Annotated in this window: 14 protein-coding genes; 12 read left to right on the top strand and 2 right to left on the bottom strand. The window is 58.9% G+C overall.

Annotated elements, in window-relative coordinates:
* Positions 1 to 231 precede the first annotated feature (231 nt).
* The 9 genes from NA78x_RS16605 to NA78x_RS16565 all read left to right on the top strand — a co-directional run bounded on the left by NA78x_RS16605 (position 232) and on the right by NA78x_RS16565 (position 14,425).
* Entirely contained in the window at positions 232 to 3,624 is a 3,393-nt protein-coding gene (locus NA78x_RS16605; RefSeq protein ID WP_425613488.1) for a Tex-like N-terminal domain-containing protein, read from the top strand.
* 240 nt (positions 3,625 to 3,864) lie between these two features.
* Positions 3,865 to 6,795 (top strand): PAS domain S-box protein, encoded by a 2,931-nt coding sequence (locus NA78x_RS16600; RefSeq protein ID WP_425613487.1) that lies wholly within the window; start codon positions 3,865 to 3,867, stop codon positions 6,793 to 6,795.
* On the top strand, positions 6,752 to 7,381 hold the full coding sequence (locus NA78x_RS16595) for a response regulator transcription factor (RefSeq protein WP_425613486.1): 630 nt from the start codon (positions 6,752 to 6,754) through the stop codon (positions 7,379 to 7,381). Before NA78x_RS16600 ends, NA78x_RS16595 begins: the two co-directional genes overlap by 44 nt.
* Before the next feature lie 19 nt (positions 7,382 to 7,400).
* Positions 7,401 to 8,033, top strand: coding sequence for a dephospho-CoA kinase (gene coaE, locus NA78x_RS16590; protein WP_425613485.1), 633 nt, complete (start codon positions 7,401 to 7,403; stop codon positions 8,031 to 8,033).
* A 111-nt stretch (positions 8,034 to 8,144) separates the two neighbouring features.
* Positions 8,145 to 9,149: an ROK family protein gene (locus tag NA78x_RS16585; RefSeq protein WP_425613484.1), complete on the top strand. Its 1,005-nt coding sequence runs from the start codon at positions 8,145 to 8,147 to the stop codon at positions 9,147 to 9,149.
* A gap of 27 nt (positions 9,150 to 9,176) precedes the next feature.
* A complete protein-coding gene (locus NA78x_RS16580) occupies positions 9,177 to 10,757 on the top strand; it encodes an exopolyphosphatase (protein WP_425613483.1) in 1,581 nt (526 codons plus the stop codon).
* Positions 10,758 to 10,771: 14 nt separating this feature from the next.
* Complete coding sequence (gene ppk1 / locus NA78x_RS16575) at positions 10,772 to 12,883, top strand: polyphosphate kinase 1 (protein ID WP_425613482.1); 2,112 nt, start codon at positions 10,772 to 10,774, stop codon at positions 12,881 to 12,883.
* 37 nt (positions 12,884 to 12,920) lie between these two features.
* Entirely contained in the window at positions 12,921 to 13,412 is a 492-nt protein-coding gene (locus NA78x_RS16570) for a SixA phosphatase family protein (RefSeq protein WP_425613481.1), read from the top strand.
* A 44-nt stretch (positions 13,413 to 13,456) separates the two neighbouring features.
* Positions 13,457 to 14,425, top strand: coding sequence for a CHAD domain-containing protein (locus NA78x_RS16565; protein WP_425613480.1), 969 nt, complete (start codon positions 13,457 to 13,459; stop codon positions 14,423 to 14,425).
* On the opposite strand, the gene NA78x_RS16560 is transcribed toward NA78x_RS16565, so the two are convergent.
* Together NA78x_RS16560 and NA78x_RS16555 are read right to left on the bottom strand one after the other, a co-directional pair.
* Positions 14,398 to 14,763, bottom strand: a complete 366-nt coding sequence (locus NA78x_RS16560) for a hypothetical protein (RefSeq protein ID WP_425613479.1) — start codon at positions 14,761 to 14,763, stop codon at positions 14,398 to 14,400. The genes NA78x_RS16565 and NA78x_RS16560 overlap by 28 nt on opposite strands.
* A 130-nt stretch (positions 14,764 to 14,893) precedes the next feature.
* Positions 14,894 to 16,222 (bottom strand): hypothetical protein, encoded by a 1,329-nt coding sequence (locus NA78x_RS16555; RefSeq protein WP_425613478.1) that lies wholly within the window; start codon positions 16,220 to 16,222, stop codon positions 14,894 to 14,896.
* A gap of 172 nt (positions 16,223 to 16,394) precedes the next feature.
* On the opposite strand from NA78x_RS16555, the gene NA78x_RS16550 reads away from it, so the two are divergent.
* The 3 genes from NA78x_RS16550 (at position 16,395) to NA78x_RS16540 (ending at position 20,205) form a co-directional block, all read left to right on the top strand.
* Entirely contained in the window at positions 16,395 to 17,327 is a 933-nt protein-coding gene (locus NA78x_RS16550; RefSeq protein ID WP_425613477.1) for a DNA integrity scanning protein DisA nucleotide-binding domain protein, read from the top strand.
* Positions 17,328 to 17,333: 6 nt separating this feature from the next.
* Positions 17,334 to 17,810, top strand: a complete 477-nt coding sequence (locus tag NA78x_RS16545) for a GNAT family N-acetyltransferase (RefSeq protein WP_425613476.1) — start codon at positions 17,334 to 17,336, stop codon at positions 17,808 to 17,810.
* A 1,060-nt stretch (positions 17,811 to 18,870) separates the two neighbouring features.
* The gene (locus NA78x_RS16540) at positions 18,871 to 20,205 is read left to right on the top strand and encodes an Lpg1974 family pore-forming outer membrane protein (RefSeq protein WP_425613475.1); all 1,335 of its coding nucleotides are present in this window, start codon (positions 18,871 to 18,873) and stop codon (positions 20,203 to 20,205) included.
* Positions 20,206 to 20,366 lie beyond the last annotated feature (161 nt).

Raw genomic sequence — 20,366 nt, 5'->3', positions numbered from 1 at the left:
CGCTCCGTCGAGATGACAGCCGCGTGAACCGCTCCGCGCAGGCGAGAAGGCTCATCTTGCGGAGCAAGATGACTACGGTGGAGGGGCTGATTACAGCCTGCGGGGCTAGCGTTGAACCTTGACAAGACGGGCTTGCAGCGCTAGATTGCGCCGCTTGCATTTTGCGCTGGGCAACCGCGCGCAATGTGGTTTCTGGTTTTTCTTTACGTCCGCGGCACTGTTGAGTTTTGCATGACCGAGCCTTTTCGCGTCGACCTGAGTCAATTGGCTCGCGACGTCAACCTGCCTGCGGAAAAAGTTGAGCGCACCATCGCGCTGCTGGATGACGGCAATACGGTGCCGTTTATCACTCGTTATCGCAAGGACGAAACGGGTGGTCTCGACGAAGAACAAATTCGCGAGATTCAGGGCCGCGTCATTAAAATGCGCATGCTCGCTGAGCGCAAAGCGACAATCCTGAAGTCGATTGAATCGCAGGGCAAGCTGACGCCTGAACTGGCCGAGCAGATTCAGAACGCGCACACCCCCAAGCGGCTCGAAGACTTGTACCTGCCGTTCAAGCCACGCAAACAGACCCTGGCGACTTTGGCTCGCGAACGCGGGCTGGAACCACTCGCCCGCGAGATTCTCGAAGCCGATCCGGCTGCTGCCGACCTGGATAAGCGGGCTGCGGACTTCGTAAATCCCGACAAGCAATTGGCAACGATTGGCGACGTGCTGCTGGGCGTTGGTCACCTGCTGGCCGAAAAGTTCGGGGAAAATCCCGAATTGCGCGGCCGCCTGCGCCGTATTTTTCAGCGCAGCGGAAAACTTGTCTGCACCAAAATCGAAGTCGTCGAGCCGGCAGCTGCCGCCGCGGATACTCCCGCAATCGACGCTCCGGAAACGGAGTCGTCACAAACCGAAACAACGGCGATTGGCGAAGAAGCCTCTGAGCAGGAATCGGCTGACGCTGAACCACCTGCGGAAGTTGAAGCCACTCCCGTCGAGGTTTCCACACCATCGCTGCAACAGCCTCCGCCCGATAGCGATTTGCCGGTTGATCCCAAGCAAGCACCAGCCGATGTCGAGGATACTTCTCTCTCGGCCACACCTATTGCCACCGAAGTTGCTGCCACTGCTGAAGTAACTGCCGAGACAGCTGGCGACATCTTGCCGACCGGTCGCCTGTTTGAAAAACCAGCCTCGCCCATTGTGGCTCCGGACGTCAAGTCGCAAAAGAAGAAGAAAAAGAAGAAGAAAAAGGTCGTTGCCGAAAACGCCTTCAAAGACTTCTACGACTACGCCGAACCGCTGGCCAAGATTCCGCCCCACCGGATTCTGGCTATTAACCGTGGCGAACGAGCCCGCGCCATTCGCGTGAAGGTCGAAGCTGATATTGAGGCCATGGGCAACGAAGCCGAGCAGTTTTTGGTGCCCGCTGATCATCCGCACAGCGTCTTCCTTAAAGGCTGCGTGCGCGATGCGTTGCAGCGCCTGATTCTGCCCAGCCTTGAGCGCGAAGTGCGCCGCGAACAGACCGATCATGCCGAAGAGCATGCCGTTGATGTCTTCATTCGCAACCTGCGCAAGCTGCTGCTGCAGCCGCCAACTCATGGCCGCCGCGTGCTCGCGGTCGATCCGGGCTTTAAGAGTGGCTGCAAGCTCGTAGCCCTCGATGAGTTCGGCAACGTGCTGGGCCACAGCATGATGTACGTGATCGGCAAGGACGATCGTCACGAGAAGGCTCGGACGCGTTTGGCCGACATGGTCAAGCAATACAACGTCTCGGTCATCTGCATCGGCAACGGAACGGGTTGTCGGGAAACCGAACAACTGGTAGCCGACGTTCTGTCGTCGGAGTTGAAGGACCGGGACGTCGCTTACGTGATCGTGAACGAAGCGGGCGCGAGCATCTATAGCACCAGCCCGCTGGGCCGCGAAGAGTTGCCTCACTACGACGCCCTGCAGCGGGGAGCGATCTCGATCGGCCGCCGCCTGCTCGATCCGCTGTCGGAAATGGTGAAGATCAACCCAGCGAACCTGGGTGTTGGTCTCTATCAGCACGACATGAAGGCCAAGCATCTGAAGGATTCGCTCGACGCGGTTGTTGAATCGTGCGTGAACTTTGTCGGCGTTGATGTCAACTCAGCCAGCCCGGCTTTGCTGCGTTATGTCTCGGGCATGAACGCGCTGACGGCTCGTCGCGTCTATGAATATCGTCGCGAGCACGGACCATTCAAGAATCGCGAACAGTTTAAGGAAGTCCCCGGCTTCGGCGACGCCACCTTTGTGCAGGCAGCCGGATTTTTGAAGATCATCGGCGGTGAGAATCCGCTCGATGCGACTTGGATCCATCCCGAAAGCTACGAAAAGGCTCGTCAAGTTCTGCAGAAGATGGGGACCGACGAAACCGAACTCGCTAAAGTCGTCCCCGCACCGCCACCCAAGCCGCAGAAGAGCGAATTCGGTGCCTTGCCGGAAGAGAAGCCTGCCGAAGTACCGGCCTCTGAAACGCCCGTCTCTGAAGCTCCAATTGCCGAAGCACCAGTCGCTGAGACGATCGCTCCGGCAGCCGAAGGCGAGATCATCACCGAGACGCCCACCACCGATGCTGCCGCTGCGCCCCTTGAGCCGGCCGCTCCGCTGGTCAGCGAAACGGGTGAAAATGCCCCCGCAAGCTCGCTCGCGACGACCGAACCGCTAGTGCCTAGCGAGACCACGTCGGAACAGCCATCGGCTGGTTCGGCTGCTGACACCGTCACGACTCAGCCCGTGAAGAACCGAATCGCGGAACTCGCGGCTCAGGTTGTCGTCGATCAGTTGGCTGCCGAACTTAGCACCGGCACCCACTTGCTGCGGGACATTCTGAATTCGTTCACGCGTCCCGGCCTCGATCCCCGCGAAAGCTTCCCCGCGCCGGTCTTCCGCCGTGGCATCATGAAGCTCGAAGATTTGCAGCCCGGCATGGAAATGCAAGCTTCGGTGCTGAATGTGGTCGACTTCGGTGTGTTCGTCGATATTGGCCTCTCCGACAGCGGCCTGATTCACATCAGCCGTCTGGCCGACCGCTACATTCGCGACCCGCACGAAGTTGTTGGCGTCGGCGACGTTCTGAAGGTCTGGGTTGTCGAAGTCGATAAGAACCGCCGCCGCGTTTCGCTCACGGCGATTGCGCCGGGAAGTGAAAAGCCTCAGCGTCCGCCGCGGGAACGTGGACCACGTCGTCCTCGGCAGGAAGGCGCACCGCAAGGTGGCCAACCTCGTGCTCCGCAGCCAGCGGGTGCGGGAGCGGGTGGCGAACGTCCGCCACGTCCATTCGGCGATCGACCCCAAGGGGACCGTCCGCGTGGTGATCGGCCTCGCGGCGATAACCGTGGTGGGCAGGGACCTCGCGATGGCCAATCGCAAGGCCAACGTCCTCCTCGCCCGCAACAAGGGCGTGGCCGTGGGCCGGATCGTCGTCGCGACGAACCAGCGCAACCACGCGTGATCGAACGAGCACCGACCAAGCCCAAGGTCGAGAAGCCCATCACCAAGGCTCAGCAAGAGGGACGCGCTCCGATGCGGTCCTTCGGTGACTTGCAGCAGTTCTTTGAGAAGAAACGCCCCGGCAAGGATGGCGAATCCGATTCGAAGAAGTAGGCAGTAGTAGTTACCGCGAAGTAATCGTTCGCCCTGCTTTCTGCTTGAAGCGGGCGATTCAGGGGTGATAAAGTCGCATTGCTGTGGCGACGTTGCGAACACTCTTTGCTACGCTGGCTTCCGATTAGCTCGTGTTCGAAGGATTTCGAACACGCCTGGCAAACGTCGTTTCCAGAGCGAATCTCCGCAGCATTCGTTGGCACCATTATCGTTCTGCAAGCTGGGCGCTGAATCGTTCTGATGGCTCCGGGCGCACGACATTTCGTTGGGGTTTTGCTGTTTGGCATTGCCTATCTGGGCGCCATTTTGTTGGGGCATGCCCTGTCGTTTCCACAGCTCAACTTTGCGACGTTCTGGCCTGCCGCGGGTCTGTTGCTGGCGACCTTGGCAGTTTGCCCACGGGCCCAGTGGTGGCAGTTTGTCTTTTTGGCGAGTTCGCTAAATATTGCCACCGAGGTTTCTCTCTATCAGCAGCCTGCCTGGCTGGCACTGTGGTTTGCCGTGGCGAACGGTTGCGAAGCGTGTTTGGGGGCCGCCTGTTTGCGCTCGCTCAGCGGAGGCCCCTTTCAATTTCTGAAGCTACGCGACGTGCTGGTGGTCGGCGCGGTCGCTCTCCTTGCTCCGCTAGTCGGTGCCGGCGTGGGAGCCTATGCAATCTGGCTTCATTTCCCAGCTCAGAGCTTCTGGACGCTGTGGCAACTCTGGTGGCAGGCGGACTCCGTTGGCATTCTGCTCGTTTGCCCTGTGCAAATTGCCTGCGCCAGTCTGCTTTCTGCCGAGTCGTGGCAGCGCTGGAAGATCTCCGATCGGCGAGTACTGGAAGCGGGCCTGCTGTTGCCGCTGCTGTTTGTGGTGTCCTGCCTGGCTTTTGGTGGCGTGGCAGATTCGATCGCCTGGGCAATCATTGGGCTCATCTATTTGGCACCTGGACTCGCTTGGGCGGGGCTTCGATTGGGCCGCGCGGGCGCTGCGATTGCCTCAGCCATGACGGTGATGATTTGCTTGTATTTCACCGTGGATGGCGTCGGTCTGTTTGCTTTGGCGTCGCCACTGCCGGAGTTGCAAGCGATGTCGTTTCAATCGTTCACGCTCGTTGTGATGCTCACGCCCATGATCTTCGCCACCGTCATTGATGGCCGGCATGCCGCTGAAGATCAGTTGCGCCACAACCTGAATATTTTGCAATCGGTGCTGAATAACACGACCGACTTGATCTATGTCAAAGATCTCGAGGGCAGATACTTGCTGATGAACCAGGCGGGTGCCACGCTGGTTCATCGACCCGTATCGGACATCATCGGCCGACTCGACGGCGAGATCATCCCGCCGCAATATGCCGATGGAGTGCGCCAACGAGATCATCTTGTCTTTGCTGCGGGCCATGCGCTCACGTTTGAAGAGAGCGTCGAGCTGGACGGAAAACGCCACTGGTTTTTAACGACCAAAAGCCCCTATCGAGACGCAGCCGGCAATATCGTGGGTCTGGTTGGCTTGTCGCGAGACGTTACCCAGCGAGTCGATCAGGTCGAAGCTTTGGCAGAGAGCGAACGCCGCTATCGCACGCTGGTGACTTCGTCGAACGTCGGCATTTATGAAACCGATCAGCACGGAGCCTGTAAGTATCTCAATCCCCGCTGGTGCGAACTTACCGGCAGGAGTTCGATGCTGGGTGAGGGAGACGGCTGGGTCGATTGCTTGCATCCCGATGATCGCGAGGCGGTCAACATCGCGTTTCAGCGAGCGGTGGATACGGGCACGGAGTTTGAACAAGAGTACCGCTATCTGACGCCCGATGGCCGTACGGTCTGGGTCTACGGCACCGCAGTCCCCATTCGGGATGAACAGGGACAGGTGACTGGCTTCTTGGGAAATGTCATCGACATCTCCGACAAGAAGCGCGCGCTGCTGGAATTGCAGTCGAGCGAAGAAAGGTTTCGTCGGCTGGCAGATTCTGCACCGGTGCTCATTTGGACCAGCACTCCCGCCGGCCACTTCAGCTATTGCAACTCTCGCTGGCTGCACTTCACCGGGCGCTCGTACGAACAGGAGCTGGGGCTCGGCTGGCTGGAAAATGTACATCCCGACGACCGCGTCTTGTGTGAGCAGAAGTACGCCGATGCTGCGGCGTCGCAGAGTTCGTTTCGGCTCGATTATCGGCTGCGCAGGTATGACAATGAGTACCGTTGGATGCACCACGAGGGAACGCCCAAGCTGCTCATCAACGGCGAGTTCCGCGGTTTTGTCGGCAGTTGCTTTGATATCACCGACCAGCGACTGGCGACCGAAACCTTGCTACGGGCCAAAGTCGAACTGGAACGCCACGTGGCCGAACGGACCGCCGACCTGCAGGTGGCCAATAGTCATTTGCAGCAAGCGCTGATTGACCAGGCCAAGGCGGAAGAACGCTTGCAACAGCAACAAACGGAACTCGCTCACGTTTCGCGGCTGAGTGTGATGGGCGAAATGGCAGCGGGCTTGGCTCACGAGTTGAATCAACCTCTGTTTGCGATTCAAAACTACACCGCCGGCATCCTGCGCCGCTGGGCAGGGCCACAAGATTTTAGCCCCGAGCTGCGCAACATCATTTCGCAGATCTCCCAAGAGTCGACCCGCGCTGCCGTCATCGTGCGGCGCGCTCGCGAGTTCGCCCGCAAGCAGTTGGGCGAACGTACTTCGCTGCCATTAAACAGCGTGATTCAGGAAGTGCTGCAGCTTTTGGGCAGCGAGATTCGATCGCAGCAGGTTCAGATCAAGCTATCCCTGGCAGAGCATCTGCCGACGGTGTTGATCGACCGCGTGCAAATCCAGCAGGTGCTCGTGAATCTCATTCGCAATGCGATGGAGTCCATGGAATCTTTGCCAAAGCGGGAGCGAGTCCTGACAATCACGACGGGACTTGCTACCGACGAGATTCAGTGCCAGGTACGAGACTCGGGACCGGGAATCTCGACCGATGTCCGTACTCGTCTGTTCGAACCTTTTTTCACCACGAAGCAATCAGGCCTAGGGATGGGTCTGTCGATTAGTCGCTCGATTATCGAAGCGCACGGAGGCAACCTCTCCACGGAGCCCGCGACGAACGGGGCGACGTTCCACTTTTCTATTCCTTTGCTTGAGGAACAAGCTCATGACGCTGACCATCGCCACGACGCAGACAGTATTCTTAGTTGATGACGATCCGGGCGCGCTTCGTTCGCTCTCGTTTTTAATTCAAGCTGACGGCTTTCAGGTAGAAAGCTTTCAGTCGGCCAAGGCATTTCTTGATCAGTTCGATGGCAATCGATCCGGCTGCCTGCTGGCAGACGTGCGCATGCCGGAGATGACGGGCTTAGACCTGCAGCGGGTACTGCGTGAACGAGGATCTCAGATTCCGATTATCTTTTTGACGGCCCACGGCGATCTGGCTGCCTGTCGCCGCGCGTTTCGTGATGGGGCGGTTGATTTTCTCGAGAAGACGCAGCTTGACGATCAGGCGTTGCTCGATCTCATTCGTACCTCACTGGCTCGCGATGCTGCCGCCCGCAAAGCCAGCAACGGACTGCACGAACTCGAACCGATGCTCCGCGTGCTGACCGATCGCGAACGCGAAGTGATGGATCGCCTGGTGGCTGGCAGGACCGTCAAGCAAATCGCTACGGAATTCGATGTCAGCATTCAGACGATTGCCAAGCATCGCACCAAGCTCTTGGAAAAGCTCAAGGTCGAGAACGATATCGAACTGGTGCGGATGATTTTGGGCGCTGGTCCGTCGAAATAGGCTTGGTTATGCTTGGTGCATGCTAACCATCGGATTGATTGGCGGGATTGCGAGCGGCAAAAGCGCGGTGGCGCGCGAGCTCGTGCGACTGGGTGCCGTGGTGCTCGATGCCGACCGCGCGGGCCATGCCGTGCTGAAGGAGCCCGAAGTCATCGACCAACTTGTCACGCGTTGGGGACTGGAAATCCTCAGTGCCGATGGTCAAATTAATCGCTCGGCCGTCGCCAAGATTGTGTTTGCTCCCAGTGGAGAAGCGGAACGACTGTTTCTCAATCAGCTCACGCATCCGCGGATTGCCACGCGGTTGCGAGCAGAGCTAGACACGCTGGAACAAGCAAACCAATCCGTGGTCGTGCTTGATGCCGCTTTGCTGCTCGAAGCTGACTGGGCCCGTTTGTGCGACCGAGTTCTGTTTGTCGACGCCCCTCAGACCGCCCGAGCCGAGCGGGCCAAGCTCCGAGGCTGGGATTCTGCCGAGTTGGCTCGCCGTGAGGCCACGCAGTTGCCGCTGGCCGTGAAACGCGAGCAGGCCAGCAACATCATCCAGAATGATGGCTCCCTGGAGGATCTTCGCCGTCAGGTACAGGCGCTCTGGGATGAGTGGGGCACGGCTGGAAATGTGAAGAACCCGCGAACCCCGCTTGGCTTGTAACGGCTACGGACTGGCTACATCCCACTGATCGGCTAGAATCGTTCACTCCCGACGACCAACGCCCGCCGATTGGTTTCGTTCACCGCTATTACTTCCTTGAGCTTGATGGGCATGGATTCAACGCAACCCGATCGCTGCTGGCTAGGTTTCGACCTGGGCGGTACGAAAATGATGGCTACCGTCTTCGACGAAGCCTTTCGTCCCTTGGGTCGAAAGCGTCGCAAGACCAAGGGTGCCGACGGCGCCAAAATGGGCATGGAGCGCGTGATCGAAACGATCCGTGACGCGCTGGGCGAAGCAGGTCGCTCGCCTGCACAACTGCGCGGCATTGGCATCGGCTGCCCTGGCACCGTCGACTTGGATCGCGGGCACATCGTCGATTCCGCCAACCTGGGCTGGAAGAATGTGCATGTGAAGGAGATTCTCGAGCGAGAGTTTCAGTGCCCGGCAGTCGTGCTCAACGACGTCGATGCGGGCGTGTATGGAGAGTACCGCTTTGGCGCCGGCAAGAATTCGCGCTGCATGATCGGCGTCTTTCCGGGTACGGGAATTGGCGGCGGCTGTGTGTACGACGGAGCCATCTTGCGAGGTCGTACTCTATCGGCCTTCGAGTTCGGGCACATCCAGGTCAATCCCAACGGACTGCAATGCGGCTGTGGACGCATTGGCTGCCTAGAAACCGAGGCCAGCCGACTGGCGATCTCTGCTGCGGCAGCGATGGCTGCGTTTCGCGGCGAAGCCCCCTATTTGTATCAGCATGCAGAAACGGACCTGAGCAAGATTCGGAGTGGTGCCTTGGCCGCTGCTGTTAAAGCGGGCGATAAAGCCATCGAGAGAATCATCCAACGGGCTGCCCGCATGATCGGTCAAGTCGTTGGCGATATTGTGAATCTGCTGGCCCCCGATGTGGTCGTGCTGGGTGGCGGCCTGGTCGAAGCCATGCCGGAGTTGTTCGTCACTGGCGTGGAAGAAGCCGCGAAGTTGCGGGCTGCTCCCCCGTATGCCAAGGGCTTCAAAGTGTTAATCGCCAAGTTGGGCGACGATGCCGTTGCGCGAGGAACCGCTGCCTGGGCCGAGCATTGTTTCGCAGATACGACCGCTCCAGCTAAAAGTTAGTCGCCGGCCCCTTGATGGTTCCAGCCCATGACTTCTCCGATTGTCGAAACTCCCGTTCCCGCAGCCCGCGGCGTAAAACCCGTCGCGGTAATTGATATTGGTACCGCGGCCATTCGCATGGCCGTCGCCGAGATCACGGCGGCCGGTGAAGTTCGCAACCTCGAGTCGCTCTCGCAAGTGGTCAACCTGGGACGCGACACGTTCACCAAAGGCTCGATCTCGAAGAGCACCATCGAAGACTGCGTCCGCGTGCTGCGCAGCTATCGTCGTATCCTCCGCGAATATCAGATCGAATCGACCGATCAGATTCGTTGCGTCGCTACGAGCGCCGTGCGTGAAGCCAGCAATCGTTTGGCCTTTCTCGACCGCGTCTACATTGCCACGGGATTGCAGGTCGAGGCACTCGATGAATCGGAAGTGAATCGCGTTGCTTACCTGGGCATTCAACCACAGATTGCCCGTGACGAGCAATTGAGCAAGTCGCACGTTGTGGTGGCCGAGATTGGCGGCGGCAGTACCGAATTGCTGCTGATGAAAGGGAGCGACGTCGTCTATGCGCATACCTATCGCCTCGGCTCGTTGCGATTGAGAGAGACGCTGGAAGCGTTCCGCGCTCCGACCCAAAAACTGCGCAACATCATGGAGAACCATATCCAGCGCACGGTCGAGGAAATCGCGGAAACCGTAGCCGTCGAGGGACCCGTGCAACTGGTGGCGATGGGGGGCGATGTGCGTTTCGCAGCTCGCACGCTGCAACCAGGCTGGGACGGCAAGCATCTGGCTCGACTCAAACTATCGGCTCTCGAAGATCTCACGAACAAACTGCTGGGGCAGTCCGAAGATAGTCTGGTTCGCAAGTATCACTTGACCTATCCCGAAGCGGAAACAATCGGCCCAGCGCTCTTGGCCTATGTAATGCTCGCGCGGCAACTGCAGCTGAAAGAATTGCAGATTACCGATCTCTCGTTGCGGGACGGTTTGCTGCTGGAAATGGCGGCCGGCGCAGGCTGGTCGAAAGAGTTCAGCAAGCAGATTGTCCGCTCGGCCATGGATTTGGGGCAGCGATACGATTACGACAACGTGCATGCCGAACATGTTGCCGAACTGTGCTCGACACTGTTTCACGAACTGCGCGAAGACCACCAGCTTTCGCCGCGGGCTGAGGTCATTTTATGCGTGGCCGCGCTGCTGCACGAAATCGGCCTGTTTGTCAGCAACCGCAGCTATCACAAGCACTCGATGTACCTGATTCGCAACAGCGAACTCTTTGGTCTCGGTCGTAAAGAACAATTGCTCGCTTCGCTCGTTGCCCGCTATCACCGCCGAGCATCGCCGCAACCCACCCACGAAGGCTATGCCACGCTCGACCGTGATGAACGCGTGGTCGTGGCGAAGCTGTCGGCCATCTTGCGCGTCGCCAAGGCACTGGACGAGTCGCGCAGTCAGAGGATTCATCAAGTCACCTGTTCGCGCGAAGATGGTCGCCTCGTGATTTCGATTCCGCTCGTCGAAGACTTGTCGCTCGAACAATTGGCGCTCAAGCAAAACGGTTCGCTCTTTGAAGAAGTGTTTGGCCTGCCCGTACTCCTGCGGATGGCTCGCAAGTAAAGGTCCGTTGTCTCATGTCCGAATCGACTTCCAAATTCCTGAACCGCGAACTCAGCTGGCTCGAGTTTAATCAGCGCGTGCTGGATGAAGCGGCCGACGAGACCAATCCTCTGCTCGAACGGCTGCGTTTCCTGGCCATTACCGCCTCGAATCTCGACGAATTCTTCATGGTCCGCGTCGGTGGCCTGAAGTTGCTCATCGAACAGGGGATCACCTCGGCCGATCCCTCGGGGCTCACCCCGCAACAGCAAATGGATGCCATCAGCGTTCGCGCGCATCGCTTTGCTGCGGATCAGCAGGCTATTTTCAAGGAGGTCGAAGCCAAGTTGCAGGAAGCCGGCATTCGGCATCTGCGTGGTACCGAACTCACCGAACGCCGACTAAAATCCGTCGAACAGGTGTTTGAGAACGAGATCTTTTCGGTGCTCACCCCGATGGCTGTTTCGCCGGGCATCGAGTTTCCGCTCATCATGAATGTGCATCTGCACCTGTGCGTGCAGTTGCGGGCCGAAGCAGCCACTCCACAGCAGCCTCGCTTTGCGCTCATTCCTTTGGGCCGCGCGCTTAGTCGATTTTTGACGGCCGGCGCCGAGCGAGGCTATTCGTATGTGTTGCTCGAAGATGCCGTGGGCCGATTCTTGGATCGGTTCTTTCCCGGCGAGATCATTGAGTCGCATGCGGCATTTCGGATCACGCGCAATGCCGACTTCAGCCTGCGTGACGACTTGGCGCCGGACGTGATGGCCGGCATGCAGGGCATTCTCACGGCTCGCAAACACGGTCAGTGCGTTCGCTTGGAAGTCGCCGCGAATGTTCGTCCCGAAATGCTTGCGTTTCTGCAAGAATCGCTCGAAGTTGCTGACGATGCGGTCTTTCGCATCGACGGCCCGCTGGAACTTTCCAGCTTTATGCCCCTCGCCGATCTGCACGGCTTCGATGCCTTGCGCAACGAGGCCTGGCCGCCGCAGCCTTCGCTCGATATCGATCCCGGTTCGAAACTGCTCGAGATCATTGCCCGCCGCGATGTGCTGCTGTATCACCCGTATCAAACCTTTGAGCCCGTGGTGCGACTGGTGCAGGAAGCGGCCGTTGATCCCGACGTGCTCGCCATCAAGCAGATTTTGTATCGCACCAGCCGGAATAGTCCGATTGTTGCGGCGCTGGCCGAAGCGGCTCGGCGAGGCAAGTATGTAACTGCTATTGTCGAGTTGAAGGCCCGCTTTGATGAGGCTCGCAACATCGAATGGGCGCGCAGTCTCGAAGAAGCCGGTGTGCAAGTCATCTATGGCGTGAAAGGGCTCAAGACACACGCCAAGCTTTGCATCATTGTGCGGCGCGAACCGCATGGCGTGCAGCGGTACGTACATATCGGCACGGGTAACTACAACGAGATGACGTCGCGCCTGTATAGCGACGCGAGCTTGCTCACGAATAACGAAGAACTGGGCGCTGACGCCGTCAGCTTCTTCAATGCGATCACTGGTTACTCGCAGCCGCAGCGATATCGCAAGATCGAAGCTGCCCCCACGGGTTTGCGCACTCGCTTGTTGGAACTGATCGAAGGGGAAACTCGCCGCAAAAAGGAAGGCCAGAAAGCACTGATCGACGCCAAGATCAATTCGCTCGTCGATCCTGAGTTGATCTCCGCCTTGTATGCAGCTTCGCAGGCCGGCGTCAAGATTCGCCTTAACATTCGCGGCGTCTGCTGCTTGAAGCCGGGCGTTGAAGGACTGAGCGAAAACATCTCCGTCATCAGCATTGTCGATCGCTACCTCGAACACGCTCGCATCTTGCGATTTCATCATGGCGGCGACGATCTCGTGTTTATCTCCAGCGCCGACTGGATGCCGCGCAACTTGGATCGGCGCATCGAGCTCCTCGCTCCGATCGAAGATACTCATTGCAAACAGCGCCTGATTTCGATTTTGGATATCTATTTTGAAGACAACGTCAAAGCGCGCCAGCTAAAAGCTGATGGCTCGTACGTGCGGCCGAAGAAGAGCAAGACCAAGCGGCGCCGCAGCCAAGAGCTGCTCTACGACGAGGCTCGGCAGCGAGTGAAGGAAGCCGAGCAATCGCAGCGTACTACCTTTGAGCCACATCGTTCGGCGACCGCCGCGGGCTAGGTCCCGGCATTCACCATTGTTCATCAGATTGGCACCCATGAAGACACTCCTGCTGCTGCGTCACGCTAAGTCGAGCTGGAAAGACTCGGACCTGGACGATCACGATCGCCCGCTGAATAAGCGTGGCAAACGCGATGCTCCGCGGATGGGCCAGCTTTTGCTCGATGAGAATCTCTTGCCCGACTTGATCGTCTGCTCTTCGGCGAAACGGACCCGCCGCACGGCCGAGCTTGTCTCCGAAACCAGCGGCTATCGCGGCGAAACCCGCATCACCGGCGATGTTTACGAAGCCTGGGCCGATCGCCTGCTGACGACCATCCAGGCGTTTCCAGCCGAAGCCTCGCGGGTACTGCTCATTGGGCACAATCCTGGGCTGGAAGAACTGCTGGAAGCGGTCACGGGCAACTATCGCCCGCTGAGCACCGCTGCCCTCGCCTGGTTGGAGTTTCCCGTCGACGACTGGCGAGAAATTAACAAGGAAAACAAGGCCGAATTGAAACACGTCTGGCAACCGCGCGAATTAGAATAGAGGGGCGCTTCTCTCCTCGACCCGCCTCTTGATTCACGTTCGCCATGACCAAGCTGGACCGCATTCCCGCCGCTGCCACGGCCAACGCGCCGGTGGATAAGCTCGCCCGCGAAGTGATCAAACAGCGTGTGCAGGCGGCCGTGAGCTATTGGCAGCAAGTTGCCAAGCGCAAATCGCCGCGCGTTTACGACATTCATCAATTGCGAGTCTGGTCCCGCCGTTCCTTGGCGGCCTTAAAGCTCTTCGAGCCCGTCCTTCCGGCGGAAGCTGCCGCGGAACTCGCCAAAATTCTCAATAAGGCTCGCAAGCGGGCCGGCGATGCCCGCGATTGCGACGTTCTCCAACAATCACTCGACAAACCCACCCGCAAGCTGCTCGGCGACTTTCTTAAAGTCTTGAAAGACAAGCAAGCGAAGGCCGCTGATAAACTCCGGCACACTTACGAGAAGAAAATCAAGTCGGGCAAACTCCGCGATTGCACCAAGGCAACGCTGAAAAAGCAGCGTGCTGCGAAGGCCGACGATCAACCGGGCGACCCCGCAGAATTCGGCAATTGGTTTGCTCTGCAATTTGCAAACGTCTCATCAACATTGACCAAGCAACTGCGCGGCGCAAAACCAAGCCTGCTCAAGATTCATCCGCTGCGCATCGAAGGCAAGCGAGTTCGCTACGCCCTCGAGATTGGTTTGCCGTCACTTCCCAAGCAGTTGGGCAAACAGCTCTACGCGGCGCTCGAAGCCTTGCAGGAGCAATTGGGGAAAATCTGCGATGATCTGGCAGCCGGCGCTCAGTACCAGGAACTGGCCAGCGAGTTGCCCGCTGCTGAGCGCACTGCCCTCAAAGTATCGAGTCGGCAGCACGCGACGCAGGCCAAAGTTGGCTATCTCGCCTTTGAGCGCTGGTGGAAAGCACCGGTCGGCCGAAAGAAGTTGCTTGCCCTGCTTGAAAAGGTTGCGCCCGCCACAGCCGCGAACGGCAAGCCAGTTCATTTGCGGAAGAGCCAGGCGAAATAGCCCAGCAAGGCTGCCATTCCCGCCGCCATGCCCCCCAGCAACAGCCATTCGAGGCGGCTAACCGGAAAGCGATCGTAGTCGCCTCTGGGCTCCGGCGCGGGCAATTCGTAGCCATCGCCAAAATCGTAATTGCAACGCGGGCAGCGGCGAAAGTACCTCAGTTCGGCAGTATCATCGCAAGCTTCGCACACCCGCAACGACTCGTCGCGATCGTCTGCTTGATAGGCGGCCGGAAAGAACTCCGCCACCGAGCCACAAACCAAGCACTCCGCATGGCGATTCGCGCCGCACTCAGGGCACGTTGGCCATGCTTCGATAATCTCTCCTTCGGTCGACATCTTGTCCTTACGTTTTCGGTGAGCACGGGTTCAGTGGTCGGAAGCGTTGGCACCCGGAGGGTTCGTCGGCCACTGCAAATACTCTGCGGACACGAACGCTTCCGGCTCAAGTTCTATGAGTCAATTGCCTCTACTGCAAGTTCACTATCGGCCCGCGAAAGAATCCGCTCGAAGCCGGAGCCTGATAACGGATGTTGAGCGCTTCGCTGGTCATCGAATCGCGCTTTTCATGAGCCAGCCGACAGGCCAGATCGAGGACCGTCGAAGTTAGCTGAGTTCGCTCGGCCGGATATGGTGATTTGCCCGTTGCCAAAAACTGTTCGATGTGCCACGTCAGCGGATTGAAGAACGCGGCTCCCGGCGGCGCGGGCAAATAGAAGCAGGAGGAAACGGGTTCTTTCACGCCTGCGGTGGTACCGGCAAAGGCAAATTCCGAAACTTGCTCGATCAGGTTAATCGCCGATCCCTTGGTGCCGTCGTTGTACTCCACCAAAATCGCTTGCGGGTTGCGAACATTCTCGCGAATTGGCCCCACGTTCATACTGCTGCAACGTCTCACGGCGGCATTGAGCAGCGACCATGACCAGCGGCCCGCATCGCCGGCCTTCCACACATCGTCGCCTTGCAGCCACGTGACCTTTTTCACGCCGGTCTCGCCACCCGCTCGTCGCTCCAGCATGCACTGCAGCGTTTCGAGAGCATGGAAGAAGTAAATCTCGGGCACGCCGCGATCGAACCCAAACACGCACATACCTTCTTGGAACTTGGTCCCCAGCGGAGGCTCGATCTCCGGCATCCTCCAGGTGACCGGCAGCGACGAACCAGCCATCAGGCCGAAGTCCATCTTCTTGGCGGTGCTGACCATTTCGGCCGCCTGCTCGTGGTCGTAACTCAGGTGCTTATCGACAAACACTGGTACGCTACGGCCGCTCTTGCGAAACGCCTTCACAATCTCCATGAAATACTTGTGCCGGGGATACTGCACTTGCTTCCGCTCGTTGATTGGGTAATCGCCGTGCTCGATGATGAGCACGATACCATCGAGATCCAGCTTGTCGGCCGCCAGCAGGGTTTCTTCGACCGTGGTACACAGCTGAATGCCGTGGTCCCTACAAAAGCTGGGCCCCAGATCCTCGGCCGGTTGCTGGTCGTTGAACATCCGCACCACTTCCACGTTGGGCTGATGGTGGAAGCCGTCGACTGGGTAGCCATGCACCAGCCGCCCCACAATGTGGTAGGCGTGCGAGCGGAGCCGAAAGATCGAGTTGATCGCCGCCACTCGCAGCTTGCGGCTGGCCTTCGCTGGCGAAGTTACGCCGTCCGTGGCCGGCTGGGCGACGGCGGAGTGCCAGGCTGTGCCACTCATCAGCGATCCGGCAACGGCAGCTGACGAAAATGTCAGGAAGTGCCGGCGGGAAAAATCGGCTCGCAGGTCACCAGGTTCGCGATTTGTCGTCATAATCGGCTCTTTCGGTAAAAGTTCGCCGTAGCGTAGCCTTCAGCGGGGAAAGGTTCAACAAAATCCCTCTGATTCGCACTCGCGGCGGTTGCTCTTTCGGGCGGTGTTGCTTACGATTCCGCCGTCCCTCTTGCTATCCCCTCTCATCACGCTGCCCCCGTTAGCTGCCTGCATGAAGCCCGTCAAATTCGACGATCAACTGGCCGGTTTTTTGACTCTCGCAGCGAACCTCTGCCGAGAGCAAGAGGCGTCGGCTGTGCTCGTGCTGCTGCCGGGACCGACCGACTGGGTGGCCCTCAAGCAAAAGCTCGACGGACTGCAGATCGTCATCACCGCCGATAAGGCCGAGGAAGTCGAAGGAGCGGTCGAAGCCGGTCTGCAGACCATTCTGCTCGATATGTCCGAAGCTCCCGTTTTCGAACGTCTGACGCAAGCCCTCCTCACGGGTGTGGCTCGCGAAATCCTCGCTCCCGGTGCGGGAGCCGTCGTGGCTTACTCGGGCTTCGATTCCGAGTGCATCGACTCGATCAGCTTCATTCACCTCGACGAACACCTGGGCCGCTTGACCGCTCGCGACCTGCGGCAGCTCGAAACCAGCGTCCCGCTCGATACCCTCAAGGTCGTCGTCGACCTGGCGGTCGATATCGGCCGCGAGGGTCGCGAAGGGAAAGCCGTCGGCACCATGTTCGTCGTGGGTGATACTCGCAAGGTGCTGCAGCACAGCCAACCTGCTGGGTTCGACCCCGTCCGGGGCTATCCGCGGGCCGAACGTGATCTGCACGATCCCCGCGTTCGCGAAGCAATCAAAGAGGTGGCCGTGCTCGATGGCGCGTTCATCGTCTCGCCGGAAGGTCTCGTCGAAAAAGCGGCTCAGCTTGTCGACGCCCCCTATGCTGACCTCACGGTCTCGAAGGGGCTTGGTGCCCGGCACTGGGCCGGAGCAGCCATCAGTAAAGCGACGCATGCCATCGCGATTGTCGTCAGTCAATCGAGCGGTACCGTCCGCATTCTGCAGGATGGCGAGGTCATGCTCCGCATCGAACCCTTCCGCCAGGCCATGAAGTGGAAAGAGTTCGAGTACGAACGACCTTCTGAAGGTGAATAACGATTCATGCACGTTCGCCTCGCCGAATTGACCAACGCAGCCGATGCCCGCACTGTTGTCGACCTGCTCGACATGTACTCGCAGGACGAATTCGGCAGCAGTGCCCCGCTGTCGCCTCAAGCCCGGCAGAACCTGATTCCCGGTTTGCTCCAGCATGGCGGCGCGCGAGTCTTTGTCGCCTTCGATGAAGCCGACCAGCCTCTGGGAGTTGCTATCTGTATGATCGGCTTCTCGTCGTTCCGCGGCGCTCCGCTGATCAACATTCACGACATTGCCGTGGCCCCCACCGCTCGCGGCCAAGGTGTTGGCACGGCTCTCTTGGCAGCCGTCGACGCCGAAGCTCAGTCCCTCGGCTGTTGCCGCATCACGCTCGAAGTTCGTAGCGACAACCAGCGAGCCCAAGCCGTCTATCGCCGCGCCGGCTACGAAAGCACCCAGCCCGAAACCTGGTTCTGGATGAAATCGTTCGGCGACAAAGAGTAGGCCGGCAACCGGTGTACTCACGCAGTTCCGGCCTACGCTGAAATTCCCTGAAATTCTCGCCAGAACGTGACCAGACTAGTCATGGTCGGGGCATCTAATCATGGGAGGTGTACCTGCGCGCAGGTGCGACGCGATCTTTTACATCCTGGTTGAAACGCACAGCGAAAAATGGTCGCTGTGTTTTGGTTGGCGGGTGGTTGTGGTGAAAACGTCGGCATGCTTTTCACCACAACAGGAGGAGACGCTCTTGGTGAGTATCACGGGAGTCGAGGTTTGCGTCGACGTAAGTTCAAACGTGAGGAAGTGGTGGGTGTTCACAAACCCAGGGGGTTTGTGAACAGTCAGGCGCGCCGCACCCGAGAGATACGGCACGTAGCGTTCACAAACCTGCCTGGTTTGTGAACAAAGTTTTCTCAGTGAAGTTGCCGAAACGAAGACTTACGTCAATTGAAGAGTAGGCCGGCAACGAGTGGTCTCACGCAGTTCCGGCACTCTTGCATCTGGCTGGACGAGGTAGGGCAAAAGCCAATGAACCACCGCCGCAGGGGCGATGGTGTCGTGAGCAGAGTGGCGGGCGATTCGACGCAAGTCCAAACGGATGGAATCGGCGGGTGTTCACAAACCGGCGGGGTTTGTGAACACGCAAGCGCGCCGCTCCCGAGAGATACTGCAGGTCACATTCACAAACCTCCCCGGTCTGTGAACAAAGTTTCGGCTGCGGCTCGGCGCGGATGGAAGACTTACGGCAGCGAAGGTCGGCCGGCAGCAGTTTGCGTCACGCAGTTCCGGCACTCACAGCACTCATCATCCTGACGGCGGTGGATCATTGGCTAATGATCCACAACCCAACGGAAACATGCCTTCGGCCTTTGGCTCGCAACTTCAGCCAAGCGAGCAGACCTAATCAAGAGGGCGAAACGCTGTCGGCTTCTACTGCAGTCCAGCCGAACCATGGCGGTGGAAGGCACCAAGCTATCTGCACGTCATCCTGCGTGAAAAACCTCCGTTCCCGATCTTGTCGAACCCGGGCTCTTTTTCGACTTGCGCGGTTATTCCACGCATGCCAGTCGTGCGGGTCTTCGCATTCGTTCCGGTTTTCCCGCAGGCAACGCTTAATTGGCGCATCCCGTTTCTTATCATCGAGCCGGTTGGGAGGCACGATATCCCAAGTGAGGGATATGCCGCTTATATGGAACCAACCATGAAATGCTATTGGCGCGTTTTGTTCGTGGCATTCGCCTATTTGGCCTATGCGGGTCAGGCCCATTGCGCCGAGCTTGCCTTGGAAGGGCCGTCGTATGCGGCCGCTTCCGGCTGGCCGGATGGGCAACTCAGCTTTGGCTACGAGGCCCTTCCGCGCCCAGGTGAGTTCCTGCTCGTCAGCGGAGAAGCAGATCTTGGCACCGTCACTGGAAGTGGCTTGGCCCCAGCACCGGACCAGGTCAGCCAGGTGGACCTTAGCGATTATGAGGATTGCTCTCCCGTCTGGGCACACCGCAGCGGGATCTTTGGTGAAATAATGCTGCTGCGAGCCCGCGGCGTTGAAGTGGCGTATGCCGTGCCGATCAACGGTGCCATCGTCCCTCCCCCCGCAGTGCCGGTCCAGGTGGGCCCGACCGCCGTCGCTGACCCTGACTACTCGGCCGGCTTTCGGATCGGCGGGACAGGAGCCTTGGACGATTGCACCAGCGTCTCGCTTACTTACAGCCGCTTTCAAAGCAGCAGCACCGACACGGTCGGCACCGCGGCGCCGCTCGTCCTGCGGAGTCTGGTATTTCATCCGGGCACGGCGAACGCGGGTTCGGATTTTCTGGACGCCTTCGCCAATTCAGATGTCAAATTTGACTTGGTTGACGCCGATTACCGGGCCGTCTGGTCGGCCGGCGATTTGTGGGCCGTTAACTACCAGTTTGGCGTTCGCTATGCGGGCCTGAAGCAGGATTTCACCGGAGTCTATTCCGGCACGGGAACCATCGACACGCTCGTCAGCAACATGGATTTTGACGGCGGCGGCATGCGGGTCGGGATGGACGCCATGCGTTTTGCCGGCAACAGTGGCTTTCTGATTTATGGCAAAACCTCGGCCAGCTTCGTGGCTGGCGAATTCCGCGGCCGCTATACCCAGTTCAGCGATGTCGATCCACTTATCGTGGATACGACCTGGAAGGCTGGGCGTGTCATCAGCATTCTCGACCTGGAACTTGGTGCCGGCTGGCAAAGTTGCTGCGGCCGCTGGCGGGTGACCGGCGGGTATATGGTCGCCGGGTGGTTCAACTCGATTCCTCAGAACCAGTGGATTCAAGCAGTTCAGACCAACGACTTTGCCAGCTTGAGCGATACGATGAATGCGATCACCTTCGACGGGTTCAACGTCCGTCTCGAGTACCGCTGGTAAAAGGTTTTGATTCCTTCCAGCCATTCGGCATTCTCAAGGCCGAGTCAGCTCCGCGCTGACTCGGCCTTTTTTTGCGCGCGAGACTCTCTGCGGGAGGGGCAATTTGACAACTGAATCCCCCCCAACTAGCCTGCCTAACTGACATAAACCACATGGTTGTT

It is taken from the genome of Anatilimnocola aquadivae (assembly GCF_049819085.1).
GTDB lineage: Bacteria > Planctomycetota > Planctomycetia > Pirellulales > Pirellulaceae > Anatilimnocola.
Note: the sequence above shows the minus strand (reverse complement) of the source record. Positions and strands in the feature narration are given on the sequence as shown.